The organism is Chryseobacterium sp. 'Rf worker isolate 10' (genome assembly GCF_050753305.1).
In the GTDB taxonomy this organism is placed as follows: Bacteria; Bacteroidota; Bacteroidia; order Flavobacteriales; family Weeksellaceae; genus Chryseobacterium.
Window position 1 is genome coordinate 1,077,452 of record NZ_JBOZOF010000001.1, and the last position, 25,072, is coordinate 1,102,523.

Annotated in this window: 23 protein-coding genes; 12 read left to right on the forward strand and 11 right to left on the reverse strand. The window is 35.5% G+C overall.

What is annotated here, in order from left to right; all coding sequences use genetic code 11:
• Nucleotides 1-28: 28 nt before the first annotated feature.
• The 8 genes from LKL37_RS04720 to LKL37_RS04755 form a co-directional block, all read right to left on the reverse strand.
• Nucleotides 29-1,213 (reverse strand): sigma-54-dependent transcriptional regulator, encoded by a 1,185-nt coding sequence (locus LKL37_RS04720; protein WP_431609442.1) that lies wholly within the window; start codon nt 1,211-1,213, stop codon nt 29-31.
• A gap of 55 nt (nt 1,214-1,268) precedes the next feature.
• The gene (locus tag LKL37_RS04725) at nt 1,269-1,928 is read right to left on the reverse strand and encodes a YggS family pyridoxal phosphate-dependent enzyme (protein ID WP_431609443.1); all 660 of its coding nucleotides are present in this window, start codon (nt 1,926-1,928) and stop codon (nt 1,269-1,271) included.
• A gap of 60 nt (nt 1,929-1,988) precedes the next feature.
• Complete coding sequence (locus LKL37_RS04730) at nt 1,989-2,855, reverse strand: polysaccharide deacetylase family protein (RefSeq protein WP_431609444.1); 867 nt, start codon at nt 2,853-2,855, stop codon at nt 1,989-1,991.
• A gap of 283 nt (nt 2,856-3,138) precedes the next feature.
• Nucleotides 3,139-3,867 (reverse strand): DUF72 domain-containing protein, encoded by a 729-nt coding sequence (locus tag LKL37_RS04735; RefSeq protein WP_431609445.1) that lies wholly within the window; start codon nt 3,865-3,867, stop codon nt 3,139-3,141.
• A 5-nt stretch (nt 3,868-3,872) separates the two neighbouring features.
• Complete coding sequence (locus tag LKL37_RS04740) at nt 3,873-6,731, reverse strand: heavy metal translocating P-type ATPase (protein WP_431609446.1); 2,859 nt, start codon at nt 6,729-6,731, stop codon at nt 3,873-3,875.
• A 190-nt stretch (nt 6,732-6,921) separates the two neighbouring features.
• Nucleotides 6,922-7,482, reverse strand: coding sequence for a helix-turn-helix domain-containing protein (locus LKL37_RS04745; protein ID WP_431609447.1), 561 nt, complete (start codon nt 7,480-7,482; stop codon nt 6,922-6,924).
• Entirely contained in the window at nt 7,479-7,874 is a 396-nt protein-coding gene (locus LKL37_RS04750; protein WP_431609448.1) for an acyl-CoA thioesterase, read from the reverse strand. Before LKL37_RS04750 ends, LKL37_RS04745 begins: the two co-directional genes overlap by 4 nt.
• Before the next feature lie 97 nt (nt 7,875-7,971).
• Entirely contained in the window at nt 7,972-8,385 is a 414-nt protein-coding gene (locus LKL37_RS04755) for a DUF6157 family protein (RefSeq protein ID WP_431609449.1), read from the reverse strand.
• 368 nt (nt 8,386-8,753) lie between these two features.
• Between LKL37_RS04755 and LKL37_RS04760 the strand changes: the two genes are divergently transcribed.
• The gene (locus LKL37_RS04760; protein WP_040999136.1) at nt 8,754-9,116 is read left to right on the forward strand and encodes an RNA recognition motif domain-containing protein; all 363 of its coding nucleotides are present in this window, start codon (nt 8,754-8,756) and stop codon (nt 9,114-9,116) included.
• Nucleotides 9,117-9,303: 187 nt separating this feature from the next.
• Here LKL37_RS04760 and LKL37_RS04765 read toward each other — a convergent pair whose 3' ends face one another.
• The 3 genes from LKL37_RS04765 to LKL37_RS04775 are packed head-to-tail and all read right to left on the reverse strand — an operon-like array spanning nt 9,304 to nt 12,215.
• Entirely contained in the window at nt 9,304-11,088 is a 1,785-nt protein-coding gene (locus LKL37_RS04765) for a DUF4153 domain-containing protein (RefSeq protein ID WP_431609450.1), read from the reverse strand.
• Between the two features lie 24 nt (nt 11,089-11,112).
• Nucleotides 11,113-11,604 carry a BlaI/MecI/CopY family transcriptional regulator gene (locus LKL37_RS04770; protein ID WP_431609451.1) on the reverse strand — a complete coding sequence of 164 codons (492 nt, stop codon included), beginning with the start codon at nt 11,602-11,604 and terminating at the stop codon, nt 11,113-11,115.
• 8 nt (nt 11,605-11,612) lie between these two features.
• A complete protein-coding gene (locus LKL37_RS04775) occupies nt 11,613-12,215 on the reverse strand; it encodes a phosphatase PAP2 family protein (protein WP_431609452.1) in 603 nt (200 codons plus the stop codon).
• Between the two features lie 519 nt (nt 12,216-12,734).
• Between LKL37_RS04775 and pdhA the strand changes: the two genes are divergently transcribed.
• The 11 genes from pdhA to LKL37_RS04830 all read left to right on the forward strand — a co-directional run bounded on the left by pdhA (nt 12,735) and on the right by LKL37_RS04830 (nt 24,984).
• Nucleotides 12,735-13,736: a pyruvate dehydrogenase (acetyl-transferring) E1 component subunit alpha gene (gene pdhA, locus LKL37_RS04780; RefSeq protein ID WP_105703461.1), complete on the forward strand. Its 1,002-nt coding sequence runs from the start codon at nt 12,735-12,737 to the stop codon at nt 13,734-13,736.
• Nucleotides 13,737-13,844: 108 nt separating this feature from the next.
• Nucleotides 13,845-15,440, forward strand: a complete 1,596-nt coding sequence (locus LKL37_RS04785; RefSeq protein ID WP_431609453.1) for a 2-oxo acid dehydrogenase subunit E2 — start codon at nt 13,845-13,847, stop codon at nt 15,438-15,440.
• Between the two features lie 125 nt (nt 15,441-15,565).
• Complete coding sequence (locus tag LKL37_RS04790) at nt 15,566-16,234, forward strand: ABC transporter ATP-binding protein (RefSeq protein WP_047375239.1); 669 nt, start codon at nt 15,566-15,568, stop codon at nt 16,232-16,234.
• A gap of 16 nt (nt 16,235-16,250) precedes the next feature.
• The gene (locus LKL37_RS04795) at nt 16,251-16,829 is read left to right on the forward strand and encodes a murein L,D-transpeptidase catalytic domain-containing protein (protein WP_431609454.1); all 579 of its coding nucleotides are present in this window, start codon (nt 16,251-16,253) and stop codon (nt 16,827-16,829) included.
• Between the two features lie 29 nt (nt 16,830-16,858).
• Nucleotides 16,859-17,536 (forward strand): RadC family protein, encoded by a 678-nt coding sequence (radC, locus tag LKL37_RS04800; protein WP_431609455.1) that lies wholly within the window; start codon nt 16,859-16,861, stop codon nt 17,534-17,536.
• Entirely contained in the window at nt 17,533-18,447 is a 915-nt protein-coding gene (locus tag LKL37_RS04805; RefSeq protein ID WP_431609456.1) for a hypothetical protein, read from the forward strand. Before radC ends, LKL37_RS04805 begins: the two co-directional genes overlap by 4 nt.
• Nucleotides 18,448-18,520: 73 nt before the next feature.
• On the forward strand, nt 18,521-19,453 hold the full coding sequence (locus tag LKL37_RS04810; protein WP_431609457.1) for a phytanoyl-CoA dioxygenase family protein: 933 nt from the start codon (nt 18,521-18,523) through the stop codon (nt 19,451-19,453).
• A 91-nt stretch (nt 19,454-19,544) separates the two neighbouring features.
• Entirely contained in the window at nt 19,545-20,720 is a 1,176-nt protein-coding gene (locus LKL37_RS04815) for a hypothetical protein (RefSeq protein ID WP_431609458.1), read from the forward strand.
• Between the two features lie 24 nt (nt 20,721-20,744).
• Nucleotides 20,745-21,257 (forward strand): hypothetical protein, encoded by a 513-nt coding sequence (locus tag LKL37_RS04820; protein WP_105703471.1) that lies wholly within the window; start codon nt 20,745-20,747, stop codon nt 21,255-21,257.
• Nucleotides 21,258-21,274: 17 nt separating this feature from the next.
• Nucleotides 21,275-21,886, forward strand: coding sequence for an inorganic pyrophosphatase (locus tag LKL37_RS04825; protein ID WP_149831792.1), 612 nt, complete (start codon nt 21,275-21,277; stop codon nt 21,884-21,886).
• Nucleotides 21,887-22,251: 365 nt separating this feature from the next.
• Nucleotides 22,252-24,984, forward strand: a complete 2,733-nt coding sequence (locus LKL37_RS04830) for a sodium-translocating pyrophosphatase (protein ID WP_431609459.1) — start codon at nt 22,252-22,254, stop codon at nt 24,982-24,984.
• Nucleotides 24,985-25,072: the final 88 nt, after the last annotated feature.

Genomic DNA, 25,072 nt, shown 5'->3' on the forward strand with positions numbered 1-25,072 from the left:
TTTTATAATATTGTAAATAATAGCGTTATTATTTCCTTACAAAACTTGCAACGTCACCTTCAGAAACAGTATTTCCACCAAGAATAATCAACCTCTCAACGACGTTTCTTAATTCTCTGATATTTCCAGTCCATGAAAGCGCTTTTAAAGCATCAATAGCTTTATCGTCAAACTTTTTCACAGCTGTACCATGCTCATCAGCAATCATACCTGAAAAATGTTCAACCAACAATTTGATGTCTCCTTTTCTATCATCCAATGGTGGAACGTAGATTTCAATAACAGAAAGTCTGTGGTAAAGGTCTTCTCTGAATTTTCCTTCCTCAATTTCTTTCTGCATATTTTTATTGGTGGCCGCAATTACTCTTACGTCCACTTTGATTTCTTTATCACTTCCTACAGGAGAAACTTTGCTTTCCTGAAGTGCTCTCAATACTTTAGCCTGAGCAATAAGACTCATATCACCAATCTCGTCAAGGAAAATAGTACCTCCGTTAGCCTGCTCAAATTTTCCCTGCTTATCTTTAATCGCCCCTGTAAAAGATCCTTTTACATGTCCGAAAAGTTCAGATTCAATAAGTTCAGATGGGATGGCAGCACAGTTTACCTCAATCATAGGTCCTCTTGCACGGTCACTTTGGTTATGAATAGCATGAGCTACCAGTTCTTTTCCGGCACCGTTAGGACCTGTAATAAGTACTCTGGCATCAGAAACTGCTACTTTTTCGATCATATCCTGAATCTTTTGAAGAGCAGGAGAATCACCGATCATCTGATATTTTTTGCTTACTTTTCTTTTTAAAGTTTTGTTTTCGGTCTGAAGATTTTTGTTTTCTTTCTTCAGCGTTTCCTTAGCCAAAGCGTTTTTCACACTTGTGATCAATCTGTTGATATCAATTGGCTTGGAAATAAAATCATATGCACCTTCTCTCAAACAAGAAACGGCAGAATCAATATCTGCGTGGCCTGAGATCATAATAAAAGTAGTTTCTGGTTTTAGTGCGAGACTTTGCTTCAACAATTCGGTTCCTGAAACCTTAGGCATCTTGATATCAGAAATCACCAATGCGAAATCTTCTTTTTCTACCTGTTTGTAACCTTCAAGGCCGTCTTCTGCGATAACAAATTCATAATCGGTGAGTTCATCCGAAAGAATACTGTGAAGTACTCCCGAGATTGCTTTTTCGTCTTCTACTATAAGGATTTTTTGCATAGTTGCAAATTTAAATTTTTTGTTTCAATTATTAGCAAAAACTATACCTAAATATCTATTTTGAATAGTCTCTTCTGCCAAAAATTGCAGATCCAACCCTCACAGAATTAGCACCACACTCAATGGCAACAGGGAAATCATCACTCATTCCCATTGATAAGGTATTTATTGTTTTTAATTTATTTAATTCATCAAAAAGTCCCTTCAGGATTAAAAATTCATCTCTGACCTGCTGTTCATCATCTGTGAAGGTTGCCATTCCCATTAAACCGGTAATTTCCACATGAGGAAAATTGCCATCCGTATATTGCTGGAAAAGATCTTTGGCTTCAGAGATTTCAAGGCCAAACTTGGTTTCTTCAGCAGCAATTTTTACCTGCAGAAGGACTTTTATTGTTCTGTTATTTTTTCCTGCTTCTTTGTTGATTTCTGCCAATAATTTTTCAGAATCTACACTTTGTATAGTATCTATAAAAGGGGCAATGTACTTCACTTTATTGGTTTGTAGGTGGCCAATAAGGTGCCATTGGATATCCTGAGGCAGGAGAGGGGATTTTTCCATCAGTTCCTGTACCTTATTCTCTCCAAAAACTTTTTGTCCCAGATCATACACTTCCTGAACTGCAGAAGCCGGATGTGTTTTTGAAACAGCAACCAGCTGAACATGGGATGGCAGCTGGTCTTTTATAGTTTTATAATTTTCTTTAATACTCATAGATGCAAATTTCCGAAAATTCTCTGACAGTTGCCAGGTATGAATACGTTTTGCAGTAAATTAATTCAGTACTTCATTAATCTTGGGATACTGAGAAATCTTTCTGAAAACAAACTTGTTGCTCTTCTGTAATTTTTCAATAAAAAGATCCAGTTCGTTGATAGAATCTGCATCTCTCAGATATTGATCATGAGTAAGAAAAACAAGATGTCTGGAAGTTTTTTCAAGATCATTCAAGAAAATACTGTCAACCTTTTTGATCATAGCCTCATGGCTTCCTTTCAAAGTCATTTTTTGGGAAGGTCTCCATTCAAGATCCCAGCCGATTACTTTGTAGCCGGCTTTTTTAAGACCGTCTGCCGCTGCTGTGGAACTTTTAATATCCGTTACATTAATATTGTTGAGCCTCCAGATATTTCTTCCTGGAGTTCTGGCAATTTTATCAGAAAGCTTCAGGCTGTCTTTGGCAATATCAAAATCGTGCACCACTGCGTCTGCATTTCTATAAAAATCGGTGTATTTATTATGGGCATGGGTGAAACTGTGGTTAGCCAGTTCTACAAGAGGATTCTGCTTCAGAAGCAGTAAATCATCTTTCTGCCTTTTACTTCCATAAGCATGTTTACCCACCAGAAAAGCGGTTGCACAAACGTTTCTTTTATCCAGAATTTTTAAAAGATTTTCGGTTCCCTGGTTGGGACCGTCATCGAAGGTAAGGTAGATCACTCTTTTATCCGGGTCTACGCTTTCATCGTCCATATCATCGGGGACTATTTCTGCGGAAGGATGTTCTTGTGAATTGACGACCGGGTCATTCACCTCATTCTTGAAATTACAGCTGTTCAATAAAACCGAAGATGCACTCACCAATGCAAACATCCCGAGAAAAGTCATGTTTTTTGACTTTCCCGCAAAAATTTTTCTCATAAAGATAATGGAATTTTAAATTGTTAAAAATCGTTAAAAATAACATATGAAAATTAACAAATTACATGCCATGCTGTGCAGTATTTTTTCTTTTTAAGTTTATTTTAAGAACTTTATTGTAAGGCATTTTTCCATTAACAGCTGAATTGCGAATTTATGATTTGGTTTAATTCTGTTTTTAACATTTATAAATATGAAAACGATAGTTTTTTTCTATGTTTGTTGAAGTTTCAATATTCTTCATTTGATAGGGAATTATTTTATTTTAACAAAAGCTGTAGACTTATTCTAAAATATTTTTTAAATACAATGAATTATTAATTGCAGCTGTTCCCCAGGTGTTATTGAAAAATATATAAGCCGTTTTCCCACTGTTTTTAATTTTTTCTGCAAGTTCATTCATAAAATCTTTGCTGTACTCAGATTTGTAAAGAATGGGTTTACCGTGAAGTCTGTAATAAAGAATTTCCGGATGATTGATGATAACATTTTCAGGAAGATCACCGGGAAAGCTTACACCTGAAAAGATTGTATTAAGATCTTTTAAAAGGTCAAAGATTTCTTTTTGCCACCACGAGTTGTGACGGAATTCAATGACATTCAGAAAACTGTGGTCAAGAGTATGAACAATACGTTCTGTATTTTCCGGAGTATTTTTAAAGGAAGGAGGGAGCTGGTAAAGAAACCCGGATAGTTTGTCTTTTAAATGACTTTGGATATGATTACAGAATGCTGCAATTTCTTCCCTAGAATTTTCAAGCCGACTTTGATGGGTTATTGATTTTGGAATTTTAATAAAAAACCTGAAAGAATCAGGTGTTTCATCATACCACTTCAAAAGGGTTTTTGAGGTTGGTTTTCTGTAAAAAGTAGAATTGATTTCTACAGCATTGAATGTTTGGGAATATAAAGAAAGAAAATCTTTACTCTTAGCATCTTCAGGATATAAAGACCCTTTCCAGTCGTTATTATAAAATCCTGAACACCCTATGTAAAGATTTTCTTTTTTCATGATAATTATTTTATATCCAGATCCACGGAGTTTAGTCTCAATGAATTCAGAATCACGGAGAGAGAACTGATGCTCATTGCTGCAGCTGCAATCATAGGTGATAACAGAATTCCAAAGAATGGATACAATAATCCTGCCGCTACCGGAACTCCCAATACATTATAGATGAACGCGAAGAACAGGTTTTCTTTAATGTTTTTGAGAAGTTTTTCACTTAAGAGTTTTGCTTTTGCAACGCCTAAAATATCTCCTTTTAATAAAGTAATCTCAGCGCTTTCAATGGCGACATCAGTTCCTGTTCCCATGGCAATTCCTACATCAGACTGGGCAAGAGCAGGAGAGTCATTGATCCCATCTCCGGTCATTGCTACGATTTTACCCTGTTGTTGCAGTCTTTTTACTTCATTCAGTTTGTCTTCAGGAAGGCAGTTGGCTTTAAAATGTTTGATGCCTAATTCATCAGCTACGGCTTTTGCTGTGTGCTCGTTATCTCCTGTCATCATGATAACATCTATTCCTTCACTCATCAGCTGTTTCACTGCTTTTTTGGAGCTTTCTTTGATTTTATCCGTAAAGCTTATGAACCCAAGCACCTGCTGATCCTGTGCGATATAAGAAATGGTATGCGCTTTTGACTGTACTTCTACTGCTTTTTGTTTTAAGTTTTCAGGAATAGCGATTTGATGTGAGGTTAATAGGTTTTCATTTCCTAAATAAGCTGTTTTACCGTTGATATTTCCTTTCACTCCTTTTCCGGAAATATTTTCAAACTGATCTACTTTTTCAGCCGTTACATTCTCTTCTTTTGCTCTTTTTATAACAGCATTGGAAAGTGGATGTTCAGAATTTTGATTTAAAGAAAAAGCCAGTTTTAAGATCTGATTCTGATCTCCGGCTACAGTTTCAATATATTCTACTGATGGTTTTCCTTCCGTTAAAGTTCCTGTTTTATCGGTGATCAGAACATTTATTTTATTCATCTGCTCAAGAGCTTCCGCATTTTTGATCAGGATTCCGTTTTTAGCTCCTTTTCCTATTCCTACCATTAAGGACATAGGAGTTGCAAGACCAAGAGCACATGGACATGCTACAATTAAAACAGCTACAGCATTCACGAAAGCAAATAAACTTCTTTTTCCTTCCGGGCCGAAAAACTGCCACAGAATAAAAGTAAGCATAGCAATAAGAATTACTACAGGCACAAATACTTTTGAAACCTTGTCGGTAAGTTTCTGGATGGGAGCTTTGCTTCGGCTGGCTTCATTTACCATTTTAATGATCTGCGAAAGCAGTGTTTCATCACCTACTTTTTCCGCCTTCATGATGAATACCTGATTGCCGTTTATAGTTCCGGAAGAGACCTTATCATCTACGCTTTTTTCAACAGGAATAGGTTCTCCCGTAATCATACTTTCATCAACGATTGAATTTCCTTCAGTAATTTTTCCGTCTACCGGAATTTTTTCGCCAGGTTTTACTTTTAATAAATCTCCAATTTTTACCTGAGAAAGCAGGACTTTCTTTTCTTCACCGTTTACCATAAGGTTGGCTTCATCCGGAGAAAGGTTCATTAATTCTTTGATGGCATTTCCTGTTTTTTTATGGGCTGCTGCTTCCATGAGCTGGCCTAAAATAACAAGGGTTAAAATCACACAGACTGCCTCAAAATATAATGGAATTTCATGATTGTGGCCACGAATTTCATGGGGAATAATATCCGGGAAAATTAAAGCAACAATACTGAAAATAAATGCAGCAGCCACACCTAAAGCAATAAGACTGAACATATTGAGATTCCATGTTTTGAAGGAAACCCAGCCTCTTTTTAATAGAAACCATCCTGAATAAAACATCACCGGAAGGGTTAACGCAAGTTCAATAAATCCCTGAATCTGATGAGAGAAAGGAAAATTGATAAACATTCCGCCCATTGAAAGAATGAAAACCGGAATAGTAAACGCTAATGATATGATGAACTTTCTTTTTAATATGTTATAGGTTTCGTCCTCATCATCATCACCGCTGTCAGGCATTCTTACGAGATCCATTCCACAGATCGGACAGTCGCCCGGCTCGTCGCGAATGATTTCCGGGTGCATAGGACAGGTGTATTTTGCGGTTTTCTTTTCCGGATATTTCACAAGATCCATCCCGCAGACAGGGCATCCTACATTGGAATCGTAGGTTTTGTCACCCTCACAATACATGGGACAATAATATTTGCCCGCCATTTCATCAGTCACTTTTGGAGTCTCATGGTTATGGCTGTGATGATCATGGTGAGAGTGGGAATGAGAATGATGTTGATGTAAGCCTGCTTTTTGTGCAAGTTCTTCAGTGATCGGTTCCAGATCCATATGGCAAACCGGACATTCTCCTTTTTCATCATATACTTTATCACCTTCGCAAAACATTGGGCAATAATGTTTTCCGATACTGTCTTTAAAATTTGCAGGAAGATTTGTTGCTGAATAAGCAGGCTTGTGATTAGGATCTTTCGCCAGTTTTTCTTCAATAGGAACCAGATACATTTTGCAGACAGGGCATCTTTCACCCTGTTTGAAATATACTTTATCACCTTCACATTCCATTGGACAATAGTATACCGAAGATGGAGATACACGATCCTGAGGTTTTACAAAAGTTGTCTCAGGAGTATTCGGATCTTCAAGTCTGTATTTTCCTATTGCTGCCAAAGCATCATTTAAATCTGAAAGTTTTACCTCATGATCAGACGTAATTGTTGCGGTATTGTTTTCCAGGTTTACATCGGCCTTCACACCTTCAATACTGTTCAGTTGGTTTGATATTTTTTTCTGGCAGCCGGAACAGGTCATTCCGAGTATTTTATACTGTTGGTCCATGATTCTTAAATTTATACTGCAAATTTCCAAAATGGAAAACTAAGGTTGTTATAAATTTAAGGATAATAGTTATAAAATTAGGTTAGAGGTTGAAGAAGTCAGAAAGGTGTAGGGTGTGAGCGTATCAGGATTTTGTAAGGGAAATAGGAATATTTGACTCCTTCACGCTCAAACTCTCAAACCCTCTTACTTATAGATTGTCGAGCGCTTTGCGGTTATGTTCTTTCAGTTTTTTAAATTCAGTAGGAGTGAACCCGGTTGTATTTCTGAATTGGGAAGAAAGATGCTGTACGCTTTTATAGCCCAATTTTCCGGCAATTTCGGTAAGGTTGAATTCATTATACAGAAGGAGTTCTTTTACCTTTTCTATTTTCTGAAGAATAAAGAACTGTTCTAATGTAATATTTTCGTTTTGTGAAAATGTTTTTGAAAGTGCGCTGTAGTCCTTATGGAGCTTTGAACTTAAAAATTCCGAAAGCAGAAAATCTTCCGCAATATCAAGGTCGCTGATTTTTACAATAATAAGGTTTTTGATTTTTTCCACAGTCTGATGCGCGGAATCCATGATTCTTTCGAAACCTGTATCAAGCAGTTCCTTTTCTATGTTCTGCATTTTTTCAGGAGAAACTTCAGATTCTGTTTCTATCTCACCTAATAAGATTGCATTTATTTTTACATCTGCATTACGGAAGATGTTCTCCACCGCCGCAATGCATCTGTTGCAGACCATGTTTTTTATGAAAATTTTCATAGACTGCTGTTTAACCTGTCTTTTACGAATTCAATCTGAGTTTTGCCGTGAGGAGCAGGATTACCTTCTGCATCAAGGTTTACCATAACGATTTTTTCTACTGTAATAATGGTTTGATGAGTCATTTTGTTTCTTACATCACACCTTAAAGTAATAGAAGAAGACCCGAAATGGGAAGCTTCAATTCCTATTTCTATAATGTCTCCCTGTTTTGCAGAGCTTACGAAATTGATTTCAGAGATAAATTTGGTTACTACTTTTGTATTTTCCAGCTGAATAATTGCATAAAGAGCAGCTTCTTCATCTATCCATTGCAGCAGTCTTCCCCCGAAAAGAGAGTGGTTGGGATTTAAGTCTTCGGGTTTTACCCATTTTCTTGTATGGTAGTTCATATCTTTTAATAATTTGCAGTACAAATTTAGTATTAAAAGCCGATGTATTCAAAAGAATAGTATTTATTGATCTGAAAAGAATCATTCATTTTCTCAATCATTTTCTTTTGGAACGCATTGCTTTGGTTTTTGTGATAGAGGTATCATTCAATAGCGTTTGATATTCTTTACTTTCTATAGGATACAAAGCCACTTTTCCTTCCGAATTATGATGAAACCCAAATCCATATTTCTTGGCTAAAGGAGAACAGCGGAGGCAAGGCTGCCCTTTTGAAAAGAATTTTTCTCTTTCTTCTTGCTTTTCATTTTCTGAAATATCATTTTTAATAGCATAACACTCAAAAACAATATCGTCTGAAGAATATGTATAAGGACTTTTTATAAGTTTCTCATACTGAAGATTGGCTAATGTTTTTTCTTTTTTTTCAGGAGGAATTTGTGCCAGAGGAACAGGGCAGTCTTCGGCAACTTCAATAAGTGTGTTGGTATAATTTGTGGTGTGTAGTTTCATATTTTGGCTCAGGATTTATAATTTCATAAAGAATAGTACGTTGATAAGGATTGAGATGATAACAATATTAATCGTATTGGCTTGATTTTGAGGGTTTAGGGTTGGCATTTGTTTTTAATTTTTAACTAATTTTATGAAAAAAGTTATTCCATATTAATTATTTGATAATCAGTTATTTAAATATATTTTATATGCCTTTTTCTTCTTTGGATTCAACATAATGTGAGAAATATTTAAAAAAAGCTTTGATTTGAAATTTTTAATTGTATCTTGCATACGTTTATATTTGGAATCAATATTTGTTCATTAATTTATGTTGTTTTTCTTTTATATACCAAATTTTTATTAATTTTTTAATTTATTTTAAAATGAACATTTTTGTTTCAAACATCAATTACGCAACTAAAGAGTATGAGTTGCACGATCTATTCGCAGAATTTGGAGACGTATCATCAGCTAAAATTGTTACAGACAGAGAAACTGGTCGTTCCAGAGGTTTCGGTTTCGTAGAAATGGGTGATGAAGAAGGAAAACAAGCTATTGAAGCTCTTAACCAAAAAGAATTCAACGGAAAAACTTTAAACGTATCTGAAGCTAAGCCAAGAGAAGAAAAGCCAAGAAGAAGCTTTGACAACAACAGAGGTGGTGGTTACGGAAACAACCGTGGAAACGGTGGTGGATACGGTGGTGGAAACAACCGTGGAGGTAACGGCGGCGGAAATCGTTGGTAAAAAATATGAAGCGGCTTTTAAGCCGCTTTTTTTATGGAATTTAGTTTCCTGTGAATATTTTTCAAAATGACGGAAGCTTATCGATCTACGGAGATTATTCCCACTGTGGGTTTTGAACCAATATAATATAATAGATCAATAAATATTCATATAAATAAAAGAGGCTATCGTAAGATAGCCTCTTTTATTATTTTAATCTGATTAGTAAATAAACATTCTCGTAATAAATACTTGCCTGATTATCATCGGAATATTTTTCCTTTGTGATTTCACTGAAAATAAGCTTTATATGATACTTCCCTAAGTCAGATTCCATCGCTATTTCAGGAACTTTTATATTTCCGGTTTTGTTTTTATTTTCCTCAAACAGTTTGATGATCTGTGGTCCGAAATCTACTTCTTCTTTGGAATTTAAACTTAATTTTAATGAAGATTTATCAGTCAGCTGGTCTGTAAGTTGAAGCTGATCTCCGTTCAGTTTTTGAGGATCTCTGCTATAACGGTAGAAAGAAAGTAAATATTGATAATTTCCAATTTCTAAAGCCTGCTTTTCTGAAATAAGAACAAGCCTGTTTATTTCGTATGCTTTATTTTTTACTGTGACATTTACATCTGAAAATTTGTTCTGGATATCATATCTTATACTGTAAAATGCCCCGGTTGTGATATGATCTGTTAATTCAGACTGATCTTTTTCATTTAACAGAGTCGATAAAAATTCAACCTGTTTTCTTTCAGCCAGAAATTCAAATTTATCAGCAATTTCATTACGGATGGTGTCTGTAACTTTCTTGTTAAAATTAATTGTACCGGCGCTGATAAGCTGATGTTGACTTAAAATATTCATTAATTCTGTTTTCTGACTTCTCTTTGCAACACTAAAAGCATTAAGATAAGGGAAAATCAATGCAAAAGCACCAAACAAAAATAAACTTACGGGAATAAACTTTATCGTAGCTCTTTTGCTGAAAATAAAGTAAAGAACAATACTCAGCAGCCATAGAGCAAGCAGGAGAACGAAATATCTTGGTTCTGTATAGCCGTATTCTAAAATTCGGGTAAAAATTGCTGTGAAAAGCAATACAATTAAAGGAACAATCGTATAATAGAATGCCTTTGAAAATATTTTAACCCATGATTTTGCATTCTCTTCTTTTAATGGATGCACAAGAAGCAATGCCAGAATACCCACGGTACTATAAGCTAAAACAAGGTAAGAGACCCAGCCTCTTGGCAGTTCCCAATTGATAAGAATTTTAAATGAATAAAAATAAAGAATAGCTGCATAAATAAGCAGCAGCGGAATTAGAATAAACTGAGTGAAAAACTTTAAAACGATAGGATATGTTCCGTCTTTTTCAAGATTATTGAGACCTTTATCATTAAACAAAAGAAAAATAAAACTGCTCCCGAAAATAGCCAGAACAAAAAAAGTATCTGTATAAATCCTGTGGTGAAAATGAAAATCAAAAAGTTTATCAACGGCTAATATGGCTAATTCAACTCCACCAGTCAAAACCCCTGTAAATACAACAGTGAGAAAGAAATTGACAAAAAGGTTTTTATTGTACTGCCAAAACCGAAGTTCTCTGTTTTTATCAAGAAACGGAATAAAAGAAACCAGTAAGTGGGAGAGAAGTGCTGTAACGGCAATAATGTAAACATAGTCCTCTGTGAAGTTGTTTTTTTTATCCGGCAGAATAAAATAAAATCCAACAAGAAATGCAATACCGGATAAGTGCAGGAGCAATTCTTTTCCCATCCTCTGTGATAGCATTTTCAGAGCAAACATCAGAGAAATTCCGAGACAGGCACAAATGGTGAGTTTGATATATGTGGTTATTTCATTATGCTCGGTTTCAACAATGCATATGGCGCCAACAGAAGCTAATAAAGCCATTACCAAGATTATAGGATATCGGAAAATGACTTTATTGGCCCGGCTTAAAGTTTCCTGGAATTTTGTTTTCATGATTTGGTGTTTTTTTGTTTAGATTTAATCTTTTTTCTTTTTCTTCTTTTTGTCCTTTTCTTTGTCTTTCTCTTTTCCTTTGGTTTTCTTATCTTTTCTTGGACTTAGGATTTCTTCAGCAAATTCAAACTTAGGTTCTTCAATTTTTGATGGTTTTATTTCGATTTTAAGATCAAAATGCCCTTTCATATCTTCCTGGGAAATTAATTTTTCTGTTAATAAAAGTTCTAAAATTTCCTTCCCGGAATCACTGAAAAATTGATGTGAAAGCTCTTTCAATAGGAATTTTTTATACTCTTCCAAAGGAACAAGCACCGTATATTTGAAGATTCTGCCTTCTTTTACAGTAGACAGATAGCCTTTTTCAACTAATATTTTCAAATAAGTGGAAACCGTGTTCTGGTGTGGTTTTGGTTCCGGATGCTGCTCCATAACGTCCTTCAGATAGAAAGATTCCATTTTCCAAAACAGCTTCATAAAGTTTTCTTCTGCGGCAGTAAGATGATTTATTTTCATAGAGTATTCTAATGTTGAAATTGAATATTGCAATAAAGATAGATAAAAGATACCAGAAAAGCTATTCCAGCTCCCATAAATACTTCTTTTACGGTATGTCTTTTTAAAATAATACGGGTGATTCCTACCAAAGCGGCAATCCCCAGCCATATCAGACCCATTTTCCAGTTCAGTGTAAAGAATAATGCCGCTACAAATACATTGAAGGCTGTATGCATCGAACTTTTAATAAAAAGATTACTGATCTGAAGGGCAAAAAGAAGAACAAGAATAAAGAGCATAACCAGATCTACATATCCGTTTTTGATATAATTAAAAGCAAGATAAGCGACTACGCAGGCTGCAATAAATATATATAACGTCTTCCTTTGAACCCGATTAGACACATCCATATTAGTGTATCTTCCTGTTTTTACATTCCATATCAGCCATATGACAACCGGAATAATGACCATTAATAATATAGGAAGAAAGTACAGGATAGAATCTTTAAGAGTGTATTCCCTGATACTCATATATACAAAATACAGAACCAGAGAGACCAATGGATTAAAAAAATCTGAGATGACCTTTGAAATTTTGTGTAATAATGAAGACTGCTTTTCTTCCATAATCAAGTTTAAAAATCAAATATACCATTATAACCTCAAAAACCAAGCAGCAGCAGAGCGTCAAAATAAGTTTGAAGTCATTGTTTATTAATATGTTTATTAGAATATTGACTGTTTTAATTTATTGTTAAATTCTTTAATGAATTTAGGAAAAGTTTGCAAAACCCATAGTTTTTTTGAGAAAAATAAGACTGGAAAATAACCAAAAGTTATGTTAACAATAATTAAAGAGAGAGGAAGCAAGAGAGAAAGTGTAATAAATTTCCGATATTCCTGTTCCATATATTATTTCATAAGAACCACATCAATAGGCCAATTCTATAAATATAACATTAGAAAAATAACAGAAGAGAAGCTGTTTTATGGGGCTGTCAAAGGGTCGAAAATTAAGAATAATTCACTCAGCCCGCAAATAGATTTTGTAGAAAAAACGAAAAGTTATCTATGTATAGAATAAAAACAAAGTTTTTTTCATAATTTTGCTCAACTATTTCATCATAAAAAAGCAAGAGCTAACACATGAAAGAATTTTCTAAAGAGGTATACCTGAAGTGGTATGAAGATATGACAATGTGGAGAAGGTTTGAAGACAAATGCCGTTCTCTTTACCTAAAACAAAAGATCAGAGGTTTTTTACATTTGTACAACGGTCAGGAAGCTATTCCTGCAGGATTTACACATGCAATGGATCTTACAAAGGATAGCATGATTACTGCTTACAGATGCCACATCCATCCAATGGCGATGGGAGTAGATCCAAAGAGAATCATGGCTGAACTTTGCGGTAAAGCTACCGGAACATCCGGAGGTATGGGTGGATCTATGCACATTTTCAGTAAAGAACACCGTTTTTATGGAGGACACGGTATCGTTGGAGGACAAATTCCTTTGGGAGCTGGTATTGCTTTTGCAGATAAATATTTCGACAGAAAAGCAGTGAACATCTGTTTCTTTGGAGATGGTGCTGCAAGACAGGGTTCTCTACATGAGACTTTCAACATGGCAATGAACTGGAAGCTTCCTGTAGTATTTGTTGTAGAAAACAACCAATATGCAATGGGAACTTCTGTAAAAAGAACTGCCAACCACGAAGATATCTATAAATTAGGATTAGGATACGAAATGCCTTGTCTTGCTGTAGATGCAATGGATCCTGAAAAAGTAGCTGAAGCTGCTTATGAGGCTATTGAAAGAGCAAGAAGAGGAGACGGACCTACTTTCATTGAAGCAAGAACTTACCGTTACAGAGGACACTCTATGTCTGATGCTGAGCCATACAGATCTAAAGAAGAAGTTGCTATTCATAAAAATGATGACCCAATCGAGCTTGTAAAACACAGAATTTTAGAAAACGGATGGGCTACAGAAGCAGAATTGGAAACGATGGACAACAAGTCAAGAGACTTCGTTGACGAATGTATCGAATTTATGGAGAACTCTCCGTATCCGGATGCTGAAAAAGTTTATGAGTATGTATATGCTCAGGAAGATTATCCATTCCTAGACAAATTAGAAAACTAAAAGATAATGAGTTAATTTGACAATTTGAGAATTTGAAAATGTGATAGAACATGTCCTTTTTTAATTTTCAAATTTTCAGATTGCTAAATTTTCAAATTAAAATAAATTATGGCAGAAGTAATTACGATGCCCCGCCTGTCCGACACTATGACGGAAGGTAAGGTGGCAAAATGGCATAAAAAAGTAGGAGATAAAGTAAAAGAAGGAGATATTTTAGCTGAAATTGAAACTGACAAAGCTGTTCAGGATTTCGAATCTGAAATAGAAGGTACCCTTTTATACGTAGGTGTAGAAGAAGGAGGTGCTGCTGCTGTAGACTCTGTTTTAGCTATTATCGGGAATGAAGGAGAAGATGTTTCAGGATTGACAGGTGGAGCTGCTGCTCCTGCTGCTGCAACTGAAGAAAAAAAATCAGAAGAACAGCCTAAAGCAGAAACTGCTGAGCCTGCTGCAACAGAAGTTCCGGCTGGAGTAGAAGTTATTACAATGCCAAGACTTTCTGATACAATGACAGAAGGTAAAGTAGCTAAATGGCACAAAAATGTAGGCGATACAGTAAAAGAAGGTGATCTTCTTGCTGAAATCGAAACAGATAAAGCGGTACAGGATTTCGAATCTGAATTCAATGGCGTATTATTGAAGCAAGGTGTAGAAGAAGGAGGTGCTGCTCCCGTAGACTCAGTATTGGCAATCATTGGCCCTGCAGGAACTGATATTTCTGCTGTAGGTGCTCCAAAAGCTGCCGCTCAGTCTGCTGAAAAACCAGCTGAACAAAAAGCGGAGGTTAAAACAGAAGAAAAAGTTGCTCCGGCTGCCAATTCTTCATCTTCTGAAAGAGTAGCAATCTCTCCACTGGCTAAGAAAATGGCTCAGGATAAAGGAGTTGATATCAACAGTGTTCAGGGATCTGGTGAAAACGGAAGAATCGTTAAAAAAGATATTGAAAATTATCAGCCAGCTGCGAAACCGGCTGCTTCAGCTCCGGCAGTAAGCGCTGCTCCTGCCGCAGTAAAATTCGTACAGGGTGAAGATACAGAGACTCAAAATTCACAAGTAAGAAATATTATTGCAAAACGTCTTTCTGAAAGTAAATTCTCTGCACCTCACTATTATCTGATGGTTGAGATCAATATGGATAAAGCAATTGAGGCAAGAAAAGAAATCAATTCTTTACCAGATACTAAGATCTCTTTCAATGATATGATCATTAAGGCTACTGCAATTGCTTTAAGAAAACACCCTCAGGTAAATTCAAGCTGGGCAGGTGATAAGATCATTCACAGAGGAAATATCAATATTGGTGTGGCAGTAGCTATTCCTGACGGATTGGTAGTTCCTGTATTGAAAAATACAGATCAGATGACGTATACTCAGATTTCTGCATCCGTAAAAGATATGGCTTCAAGAGCTAAGAGTAAAGGTCTTAAAGCTAATGAAATGGAAGGATCTACATTCTCTATTTCTAACTTAGGAATGTTCGGAATCGAGACATTTACAAGTATCATCAACCAGCCAAACTCTGCAATCCTTTCAGTAGGAGCAATTATCGAAAAACCAATCGTTAAAGATGGTCAGATCGTAGTTGGAAACACCATGAAACTTTCATTGGCATGTGACCACAGAGTGGTAGATGGCGCTACAGGTGCTCAATTCTTACAGACATTAAGAACTTATTTAGAAAGTCCATTAACATTGTTACTGTAATTTTCTGAATCGAAAATAATAAACCTCCCAAGCCGGGAGGTTTTTTTGTTATATCAATTTGAGAATTGAAAATTATCACTGTACTTTTTGATGGAATTTCAAAATCAAATTACTATTTTTGAATCATGATTAAAGCAAGAAATATCCATAAATCTTATGGGAATTTAGAAGTACTGAAAGGTGTTGATATTCACATCAAAATGGGTGAGGTAGTTTCTATTGTAGGAGAATCTGGAGCAGGTAAGTCCACATTGCTGCAGATTTTGGGAACTTTGGATCATCCAACTCAGTCAAACAAATATGATACTGAAATTGAAATAGCAGGAGAATCATTTATTAATATGAATGATAAGCAGTTGTCGAAGTTCAGAAATCAGAATATTGGTTTTGTATTTCAGTTTCATCAGCTCCTTCCGGAGTTTACAGCCCTGGAAAATGTATTGCTTCCGACAAAAATAGCCGGAGCCAATGAAAAAGAAGCACTTGAAAAGGCGTATGCTTTATTTGAAGATTTAAAAATAGAACAAAGACTGCAGCATAAACCCAATCAGCTTTCAGGTGGAGAAGCGCAAAGGGTAGCCGTAGCAAGAGCTTTAATCAATTCACCTAAAATTATTTTTGCAGATGAACCTACAGGAAACCTGGATTCCAAGAACGCAGATGATCTTCACAGACTGTTCTTCGATCTTAGAGATAAATATAACCAGACATTTGTGATTGTAACCCACAATCCGAATCTTGCAGAAATTACAGACCGCAAACTTGTGATGAAAGACGGAATGATCATAGAATAGAAGCATACAATACCAGATGATGAAACACTTTATTTTTCTTTTTCTCATTTTAATTTCCTGTTCAAAAGCCGAATCCCAGCAGTTGAATTCACTGAATGTACCTCAGGCAAAGATTTCAGAGATTAAAAATTATATTAAAGGAAAAGAGTATAATCAGGAACTGGCTGTTTTTATCAACTTTAAGATACCTTCCGGAAAATACCGTTACTTCATTTATAATCTGAAAAAGAATACCATTGTACAACAAGCTGTTGTGTCTCATGGTTCAGGCTCTGTTATCCCAAGATCAGATGCTTTGAAATTCAGTAATGTTGAAGGTTCCTATCAGTCATCTCTTGGAAAATATGCCATTGGAGAAAGCTATGTAGGAAAATTTGGAAAAGCATATCGTTTAAAAGGTCTGGACTCTACAAATAGCAATGCCATGGAAAGAGCAATTGTTCTTCATTCTTACGGTTGTATTCCGGATGTAGAATCTCAGACTCCTGCATGCCTGAGCTTAGGGTGTCCGATGCTTTCTGTAAATGCTCTTAAAGAAACCGCAAAATATATTGATCAATCTACGAAACCGGTGATTTTATATGCTTTCTATTAATTGATAATATTCATCTATAATTTATTTCCATGTCCATAAAACTCCTTGCCGAAGATGACAGACCCAGAGAAAAGTTTTTGCAGAAAGGTAAAAGCTCAGTTTCTGATTCTGAACTGCTGGCAATTATTATGGGAAGTGGAAATAGAGAAGAGGATGCTCTGGAACTGGCACGGAGAATTTTAACTTCTGTTAATAACAGTTGGCATCAGTTGAGCTTACTTTCCGCTAAAGATTTGATGAAATTTAAAGGTATTGGAGAGTCAAAAGCTATTTCGATTATTTCAGCTTTAGAAATCGGGAGACGAAGGGCTGCGCAGGAAATTCCTGAAAAAACAATTATCGGTAATAGTCATGATGCTTATATGATTCTTAGAAACCAGCTTTCTGATTTGAGAACAGAAGAGTTCTGGGCTATTTTACTGAATAATAACAATAAAGTAATTCATGTTTCGCAATTGACACAGGGTGGAATAAGCCAGTCTATTGTAGATGTTAGAATTCTATATAAAACGGCATTAGATCATTTTTCAACGGGTATTATCATTGCCCATAATCATCCTTCCGGAAGTTTAAAACCAAGCCGGGAAGATATCAATATTACACAAAAAATAAAAGAAGCCGGAAATACATTAAGTATTCAGCTTTTGGACCATATTATTGTCACGCAGGACTCCTATTTTAGTTTTTCGGACTCAGGATTATTATGATTAGAAGATTGAAATACCATGAAATTGATTTTGTAAAATATGCTCAATGTTTAGAAAATTCCGAACAAAGAAAATATTCTGCTACAAAAACATTTTTAGATACTACTTCAACAATGCCGTGGGATATTCTTGTTTATAAAGATTATGAAGCGGTAATGCCTGTGCCCTTTGTAAGAAAATATGGGATGAAAATTGTTCACAATCCGAAACTTTGCCAGCAGCTTGGTGTTTTTTCCGGGAAAGATAATATTGATCTCAATGAGGCTTTTTTAGAATATCTGGAAAAAAATTACATGATCAGGGCATATCCGTTTAATGATGTAAACAAGCTTCGTACAAAGATCAGAATCAAGAAAAACTTTTTATTATATCCGGATAATTATGAAAAAATATATGCAGGATATTCTCCCAAAAGGAAAAGAAAACTTAGGCTGGGTGAGGATATTTTAAAAGAATCTGAAATCCGGACTATTTCTTACGACAAAGCAAAAGCCTTCATTGAAGCTAATACAATAGGGCTTAGTAAAGATGATGACCTGGGTGAATTCATGAGAATTTTTGAAAGCTTTCACAAGTCAAATTATCTGAAGTTTACCGCTTTTTATTATCAAAATAAGATTATCAACGTTATTGCTACTTATACAGACTGTAATATGATAGCCCTTTTAGGTAATTTTAATGATAAAGATTACGTCAAATTATCAGGCGCTTCTGTATTGATTGATCATATTCTTAAAGAAAATATAGAAACTCATATTTTTGATTTTGAAGGGGGAGAGTTACCTAATATTGAAGAATTTTTCAGGGGATTTCGCCCGGAGCTTAGACCTTACGGTATTATTGAAAATTCAAAAAAAAATCTTTTTAAAAAATTAGGGTATCTTATCATCAACAGGAAATCCTTTTTATGATGAAAAGCATTGTTTAGATTGGTTCTAATTAAGTAATATTCCGTAACTTTATAAAATCCTTACTAAAACAGTTATGTTACAACAGATTCGTCAGTACAAACTATCATATATGCTTTATAACTTGTTTAAAAAGAATAAGTTAAAGCATAATATTCCACTTTATAAAAAATACGGAATCAAAAAGAACTATTTTTCAAGTATTTCGAGTAAAGATTTTGCGCATCTTCCTACCTGCAGCAGAAAGGTAGATTATTCAAAACTTACAGAAACTCCTTTTTTTAAGAAGCTGTCGGAAGAAAACAAAGAAAGTGCTCTTCAGTATGATGATCGGGGTTACCTGATTCTGAGAAATTTCCTGACATCGGAAACGGCAGATCAAATCAATACGGAAATTGATAACCTGATGAAAGATGGTACATTGAAGTTTATCTACGGAGGGAAACTGATGTTTGCAATTCACCATTCGGAAATCATCAGAAATATTGGAAGCGATAAAGAATTGCTTGACTTTTTGTCTGTTTTACTGGACGGAAAATCTAAACTCTTCCAAAGTATTAATTTTATTAACGGGAGCCAGCAAAAAACGCACTCAGACAGTATTCACATGACCACTTATCCACTAGGAGGATTGCTGGGAGTCTGGATTGCACTGGAAGATGTAGATGAAACAAATGGTGCTCTGCACTATATTCCTAAAAGCCACAAACTGCCTTATTTCCTAAATTCTGATTATGATAATGAAGGTACATCCATGAAAATTGGTAAGAAAAGTTATAGAGCTTATGAAACATTCCTTGAAGAAAAAGTACAGGAGCTGGGATTAAAAAAAGAAGTTTTTAAAGCAAAAAAAGGAGATTTATTAATCTGGCATGCTAATATTCTTCATGGCGGAGAACCTCATACTGATAAGAACAGAACGAGAAAGAGTCTTGTATATCACTTTTTTGATGAAAATAGCGTTTGCTATCACGAAGTGACTCAAAGACCGGCACTTTTTGAACTTTGATAGACATTTATCCTTTATTGTAAAAGCTCTTTAGAAGAATACAGGTTTAAAAGATAGTTTTTTTACATTTGTATTCTTATAATAGTCATGTATGAAAAAAAGGGAAAATATTCTTGTTTTTATCTTTTCAATCTATGTATGCATCATGTCATACTACCTGTATACCCACCAGTATTACAACACTGATATGGAAGCGTATATGGGGCTGATTTATAAAACAGAATTTCCCAATATGAAAATTGAAGAAATTCATCAGAATGTATATTATGAACTGAGGGGAAAAAATCCTGATTTTGCGGGATTAGGACCTATAGATCCAATGGTGGAAGAAGTAGCAGAAGGTGAAAGTACTTATTACAAAGTATTATCAGAAAATCCAAAAGCTTATGAAGAAGAATTACAGCTTTTTGCTGTAAAACCATTTTATAATTTTGTCAACTGGTCATTCTTTAAATTAGGTTTCAGTGCCTCTACCTCTACATTTCTGATTTCAATTATTTCTTATGCACTGATTCTTATCCTTATTTTCAGTTTTCTGGTTAAGATTTTACGAAACTATAACTTAGCCTTTATCATAACAGTTTTAATTTCCCTGTTCAAGCCTGTTTTAGAGTCGAGCAGACATGCTTCTCCTGATTCTTTATCATGTCTGTTGCTGCTTTTAAGCTTTTATACATTTATCATTAGAAAAAATATCTTTTGGACAGGTATCTTTGCTATGCTGTGTATTCTGACAAGACCGGAATATTTTATTCTTTATTCATTCCTGTATGTTCTTATTTATTTTTACAGAAACAAACTCCAGGTAAAAACAGCTCCATTATTGATATCATATGGCTATCTGGTTCTTTCATTCTGCTTGATACAGGCTTTTAATCAGGTTTCGTGGTCTGTACTTTTTATGAACCAGTTTACAAAAGTTCAGATTTATCCTGTTTCACAGCCTGATCCGTTTTCCTTTTCAGATTATGTTCATTTTATTAAAAGTAAGATAATGCTGGAGTTCAATGCTTCGTATTTTCCGATTCTTTTGATTTTTATAGTCATTATTCTGGCTAATAATTTTTCCATTCGAAATAAAAAAACTCAGGCTCAGATCTTATTTTTTGCTATTATTTATGGAACAGTCATATTAAGATTCCTGATTTTTCCGTCTCTGGTAAACAGGATGATGCTGGGCTTTTATCTCGTAATTATGCTGGCATTAATTTATATACAAAGTTCTAGAGTGGATATATTTAAAAACTCTTTAGAAGACGGAAAATAATTAGTAATTTTGCAGTCTAAAATTATGACGAGTCTCTCAGGATATTTACCGTATGCATTTGCATTAATTATTGCAATTCCTTTTCTGGTTTTGCTTAGACAATTTGTACACTCGTACATTACCCTTAAAAACCAGGAAATCAAACTACTTAGCGTGAAGTCGAATTCAGAAAATAAGGCACATTCTTACGAAAGAATGACCCTGTTTCTGGACAGAATGAAACCGTCAAACCTTATCCAGAGGTTTGACAGAGACCTTGCCGTTCATGAGTTTATTTTCCTCACCGAAAAGACAATCAACGAAGAATTTGAATATAACTCTTCACAACAGTTATACATCACAAAAAATTCCTGGAAGAATATTGTAGATTCTAAAAATGCAATCATAGAACTGCTTCACAAAACCTATGACGGACTGAAAGGAGAAGTTCAGCTGGATGAATTCAAAACGATTTTCATCATGAACTATATGGAAGGCAATGATTATATTGTTGAAACAATAGAAGACCTAAGAAAAGAAATTTTAATAATAACTTAAAAAATAACAGATAAATAATGATTCCAAATTTTAAAGCACATCCATGGCACGGAATTTCTGCAGGAGAAGATGCGCCAAATGTTGTAAATGTATTTGTGGAAATTGTTCCTTCAGATACTATTAAATATGAAGTAGATAAAGAAACAGGATATTTAAAGGTAGACAGACCTCAGAAATTCTCTAACATTATCCCTGCTTTATATGGTTTTGTTCCAAGAACATACTGTGACAAAGAAGTGATGAGACTGGCTGTAGAATCAGGAGCTACTGATGTTACAATGGGAGATCATGATCCTCTTGATATTTGTGTTTTAAGTTCTCACAACATCCATGCGGGAGGTTTATTGATGGAAGCTATTCCAATTGGAGGTTTCAAAATGATCGATGGAGGAGAAGCTGATGATAAAATTGTTGCAGTAATGATCAATGACCACGCTTTCGGACACTTCAGAGATATTGCTGAATTACCAGAAGCAGAAGTAAAAAGATTGATGCACTACTTCCTTACGTATAAAAACTTACCGGATGAACCAGCAAAATGCAGAATCCAGGAGGTTTACGGAGCTGAGCACGCAAGAAAAGTGATTAAAGCTTCTCAAACAGACTATGCAGATAAATTCGGAGGATAAGATTCTCTTAATTCAATACAACAAAAGGGTAGACAGGTTTCTGTTTACCCTTTTGTTGTTTAATTAAAGCAATTATTTGAATATAAAACTGTCATTGCGAACAGAATGTGAAGCAATCTTACTTTTTATGGAAATTCTTATTATCTATTAACTCTTAAATGTTTAAATTATTTAAGGGTTTTAGTTCAGATGATTCCTCCTGAAACCTTTATTCAGTACCGTTTTTTGTAGATTTAGATCCCTGTTATTCCATTGCGGTATTTTTATTTTTTTTGATGACAAACGTCATACTGTTAAAATTTTTAACGCTTTGATGGTAATTATTTATTATATTTAATTTTCTATTACCAAAAAAATATTAAACTATGGATCTATTTATGTTAGTGCCAATTTTTGGTGTCGTAGCTTTACTTTACACATTTCTTCAGAGCAACTGGGTCAATAAACAGAATGCCGGAAATGAAAAAATGAAAATAATCAGCGGCCATATTGCAGACGGTGCAATGGCTTTTCTAAAGGCTGAATACAAAATCTTAACGTACTTTGTTGTTGTAGTCGCCATTTTACTGGCTGTGATGGGATCTACAAACGCCAACTCACATTGGAGTATCGGAATTGCTTTTGCTGTTGGAGCTATTTTCTCCGCATCAGCAGGCTTCATCGGAATGAAAATCGCTACTAAAGCGAATGTGAGGACCGCAGAAGCAGCAAGAACCTCATTATCAAAAGCCCTGAAAGTCTCTTTTACAGGAGGTTCTGTAATGGGAATGGGAGTTGCCGGGCTGGCTGTTTTAGGTTTAGGAGCTTTATTTCTTATTATTAAACAGATTTTTGCACCCGAAGCCACAGTAGATTCGCATGAAATGGAAAAAACCATTGAGATTCTTACCGGATTTTCTTTGGGAGCTGAATCTATTGCCCTTTTTGCAAGAGTAGGAGGTGGTATTTATACAAAAGCTGCAGACGTAGGAGCTGACCTTGTTGGGAAAGTAGAAGCAGGAATTCCCGAAGATGATCCCCGAAACCCTGCAACGATTGCAGATAACGTAGGTGATAATGTAGGAGATGTTGCGGGAATGGGAGCTGACCTTTTTGGATCTTATGTAGCAACAGTTCTTGCAACAATGGTATTGGGCAGAGAAACTGTTTCTGATGATGCTTTTGGAGGCTTTGCTCCAATTCTCTTACCTATGCTGATTGCAGGAACAGGAATAATATTTTCAATGATCGGAACTTTATTTGTGAAAATTAATGATAATGAAGGCTCATCCACTTCAAGTGTGCAGAATGCATTAAATCTTGGAAACTGGGGAAGCATTGTGATTACTGCTATTGCTTCTTACTTTCTTGTAACCTATATTCTTCCTGAAAAAATGGTTCTCAGAGGTCATGAGTTTACTAAAATGGGAGTATTCGGAGCTATTATGGTAGGGCTGGTAGTAGGAACTTTAATGAGTATTATTACTGAATATTATACCGCAATGGGTAAAAGACCGGTTTCCAGTATCGTGAGACAGTCTTCTACAGGACATGCAACTAATATTATAGGGGGACTTTCCGTGGGTATGGAATCCACTTTACTTCCGATTCTTGTACTTGCAGGTGGTATCTATGGTTCTTATCTGTGTGCCGGACTTTACGGAGTGGCTATTGCGGCTGCAGGAATGATGGCTACCACAGCGATGCAGCTTGCTATTGACGCTTTTGGACCTATCGCGGATAATGCAGGAGGTATTGCTGAAATGAGTGAACTTCCTAAAGAAGTACGTGAAAGAACAGATATTCTGGATGCCGTAGGAAATACAACCGCAGCTACAGGAAAAGGATTTGCAATTGCATCAGCTGCTTTGACGGCCTTGGCTTTATTTGCTGCATTTGTAGGAATTGCAGGAATTGACGGTATTGATATTTACAGAGCAGATGTTCTTGCCGGGCTATTTGTAGGGGGAATGATTCCGTTTATCTTTTCATCATTGGCAATTACAGCTGTAGGACAAGCAGCTATGGCAATGGTAGAAGAAGTAAGAAGGCAGTTCCGTGAAATTCCCGGAATTCTGGAAGGAAAAGCGCAGCCGGAATATGAAAAATGTGTGGCTATTTCTACAGACGCATCCATCAGAAAAATGATGCTGCCAGGGGCTATAGCCATTGTTTCTCCACTATTAATCGGATTTATTTTCGGACCTGAAGTATTGGGAGGATTCCTTGCTGGTGCTACGGTATGTGGTGTCCTGATGGGAATGTTCCAGAATAATGCAGGAGGTGCCTGGGATAATGCTAAAAAATCATTTGAAAAAGGCGTTGATATCAATGGCCAGACTTACTATAAAGGTTCAGAACCTCATAAAGCATCCGTTACAGGAGATACGGTGGGAGATCCGTTTAAAGATACTTCAGGACCATCTATGAACATCCTGATCAAATTAATGTCAATTGTTTCATTGGTTATTGCACCTACTTTGGCTGTTTTACATAAAGATAAAATTGAAGCGAACAGAAAAGCAAAAATTGAAAGTCTTACAGGGATTGCTACCGCTGCAACAGGGGTAAATGGAGATACAAAAATCATTACTGCTGTTCCGGGAGAAATTAAAGGACACCTTAATGAAAGCGGTGACTTTGTGTATGAAACCGGAAATATTCAGAAAATAAAGCTGGATGGAGGAAAAACGATTGCCATTGGAGATGGAAGCCAGCTTTATCAGCTTTATAATGTGGTTAAACAGAAAGATAAATCTGCATTGGACCCAAATAAATGGTACACGATTGAAAATCTATATTTTGAAACGGGTTCAAGTGATCTGAAAGCAGAATCCGTACTCCAGGTGAATACATTGGCTGAAATTTTAAATGCCTATCCTGATTTAAAAATTAAATTAGGCGGATATACAGACAATAGCGGTAATGAGGATAGTAATATCAAGTTATCCAATTTAAGAGCACAAACGGCAAAACTGAAACTTCTTGAATTAGGGATTTCAGCAGACAGAATAGAAGCAGAAGGATATGGATCACAGCATCCTGTATGTGAAGCGAATGATACTGATGAATGTAAAGCAAAAAACAGAAGAATTGACGTAAGAGTACTTGCTCTTTAAAATCAATTTAAATATACTGGAAAAGCATCGCCCTGGCGGTGCTTTTTTATCATATCAAACCCCACAAAAGAAACAATAAGAAAAATAA

Excerpts from the sequence above, each read along its gene's own strand:
- LKL37_RS04730 (WP_431609444.1), bottom strand. The coding sequence starts at position 2,855 with ATGAGAAAAATTTTTGCGGGAAAGTCAAAAAACATGACTTTTCTCGGG.
- LKL37_RS04795 (WP_431609454.1), top strand. The coding sequence starts at position 16,251 with ATGATGAAACACTTTATTTTTCTTTTTCTCATTTTAATTTCCTGTTCA.
- LKL37_RS04765 (WP_431609450.1), bottom strand. The coding sequence starts at position 11,088 with ATGAAAACAAAATTCCAGGAAACTTTAAGCCGGGCCAATAAAGTCATT.
- radC (WP_431609455.1), top strand. The coding sequence starts at position 16,859 with ATGTCCATAAAACTCCTTGCCGAAGATGACAGACCCAGAGAAAAGTTT.
- LKL37_RS04725 (WP_431609443.1), bottom strand. The coding sequence starts at position 1,928 with ATGAGTATTAAAGAAAATTATAAAACTATAAAAGACCAGCTGCCATCC.
- LKL37_RS04735 (WP_431609445.1), bottom strand. The coding sequence starts at position 3,867 with ATGAAAAAAGAAAATCTTTACATAGGGTGTTCAGGATTTTATAATAAC.
- LKL37_RS04805 (WP_431609456.1), top strand. The coding sequence starts at position 17,533 with ATGATTAGAAGATTGAAATACCATGAAATTGATTTTGTAAAATATGCT.
- LKL37_RS04785 (WP_431609453.1), top strand. The coding sequence starts at position 13,845 with ATGGCAGAAGTAATTACGATGCCCCGCCTGTCCGACACTATGACGGAA.
- LKL37_RS04755 (WP_431609449.1), bottom strand. The coding sequence starts at position 8,385 with ATGAAACTACACACCACAAATTATACCAACACACTTATTGAAGTTGCC.
- LKL37_RS04750 (WP_431609448.1), bottom strand. The coding sequence starts at position 7,874 with ATGAACTACCATACAAGAAAATGGGTAAAACCCGAAGACTTAAATCCC.
- LKL37_RS04815 (WP_431609458.1), top strand. The coding sequence starts at position 19,545 with ATGAAAAAAAGGGAAAATATTCTTGTTTTTATCTTTTCAATCTATGTA.
- LKL37_RS04770 (WP_431609451.1), bottom strand. The coding sequence starts at position 11,604 with ATGAAAATAAATCATCTTACTGCCGCAGAAGAAAACTTTATGAAGCTG.
- LKL37_RS04790 (WP_047375239.1), top strand. The coding sequence starts at position 15,566 with ATGATTAAAGCAAGAAATATCCATAAATCTTATGGGAATTTAGAAGTA.
- LKL37_RS04830 (WP_431609459.1), top strand. The coding sequence starts at position 22,252 with ATGGATCTATTTATGTTAGTGCCAATTTTTGGTGTCGTAGCTTTACTT.
- LKL37_RS04720 (WP_431609442.1), bottom strand. The coding sequence starts at position 1,213 with ATGCAAAAAATCCTTATAGTAGAAGACGAAAAAGCAATCTCGGGAGTA.
- LKL37_RS04810 (WP_431609457.1), top strand. The coding sequence starts at position 18,521 with ATGTTACAACAGATTCGTCAGTACAAACTATCATATATGCTTTATAAC.
- LKL37_RS04740 (WP_431609446.1), bottom strand. The coding sequence starts at position 6,731 with ATGGACCAACAGTATAAAATACTCGGAATGACCTGTTCCGGCTGCCAG.
- LKL37_RS04825 (WP_149831792.1), top strand. The coding sequence starts at position 21,275 with ATGATTCCAAATTTTAAAGCACATCCATGGCACGGAATTTCTGCAGGA.
- pdhA (WP_105703461.1), top strand. The coding sequence starts at position 12,735 with ATGAAAGAATTTTCTAAAGAGGTATACCTGAAGTGGTATGAAGATATG.
- LKL37_RS04820 (WP_105703471.1), top strand. The coding sequence starts at position 20,745 with ATGACGAGTCTCTCAGGATATTTACCGTATGCATTTGCATTAATTATT.
- LKL37_RS04775 (WP_431609452.1), bottom strand. The coding sequence starts at position 12,215 with ATGGAAGAAAAGCAGTCTTCATTATTACACAAAATTTCAAAGGTCATC.
- LKL37_RS04760 (WP_040999136.1), top strand. The coding sequence starts at position 8,754 with ATGAACATTTTTGTTTCAAACATCAATTACGCAACTAAAGAGTATGAG.
- LKL37_RS04745 (WP_431609447.1), bottom strand. The coding sequence starts at position 7,482 with ATGAAAATTTTCATAAAAAACATGGTCTGCAACAGATGCATTGCGGCG.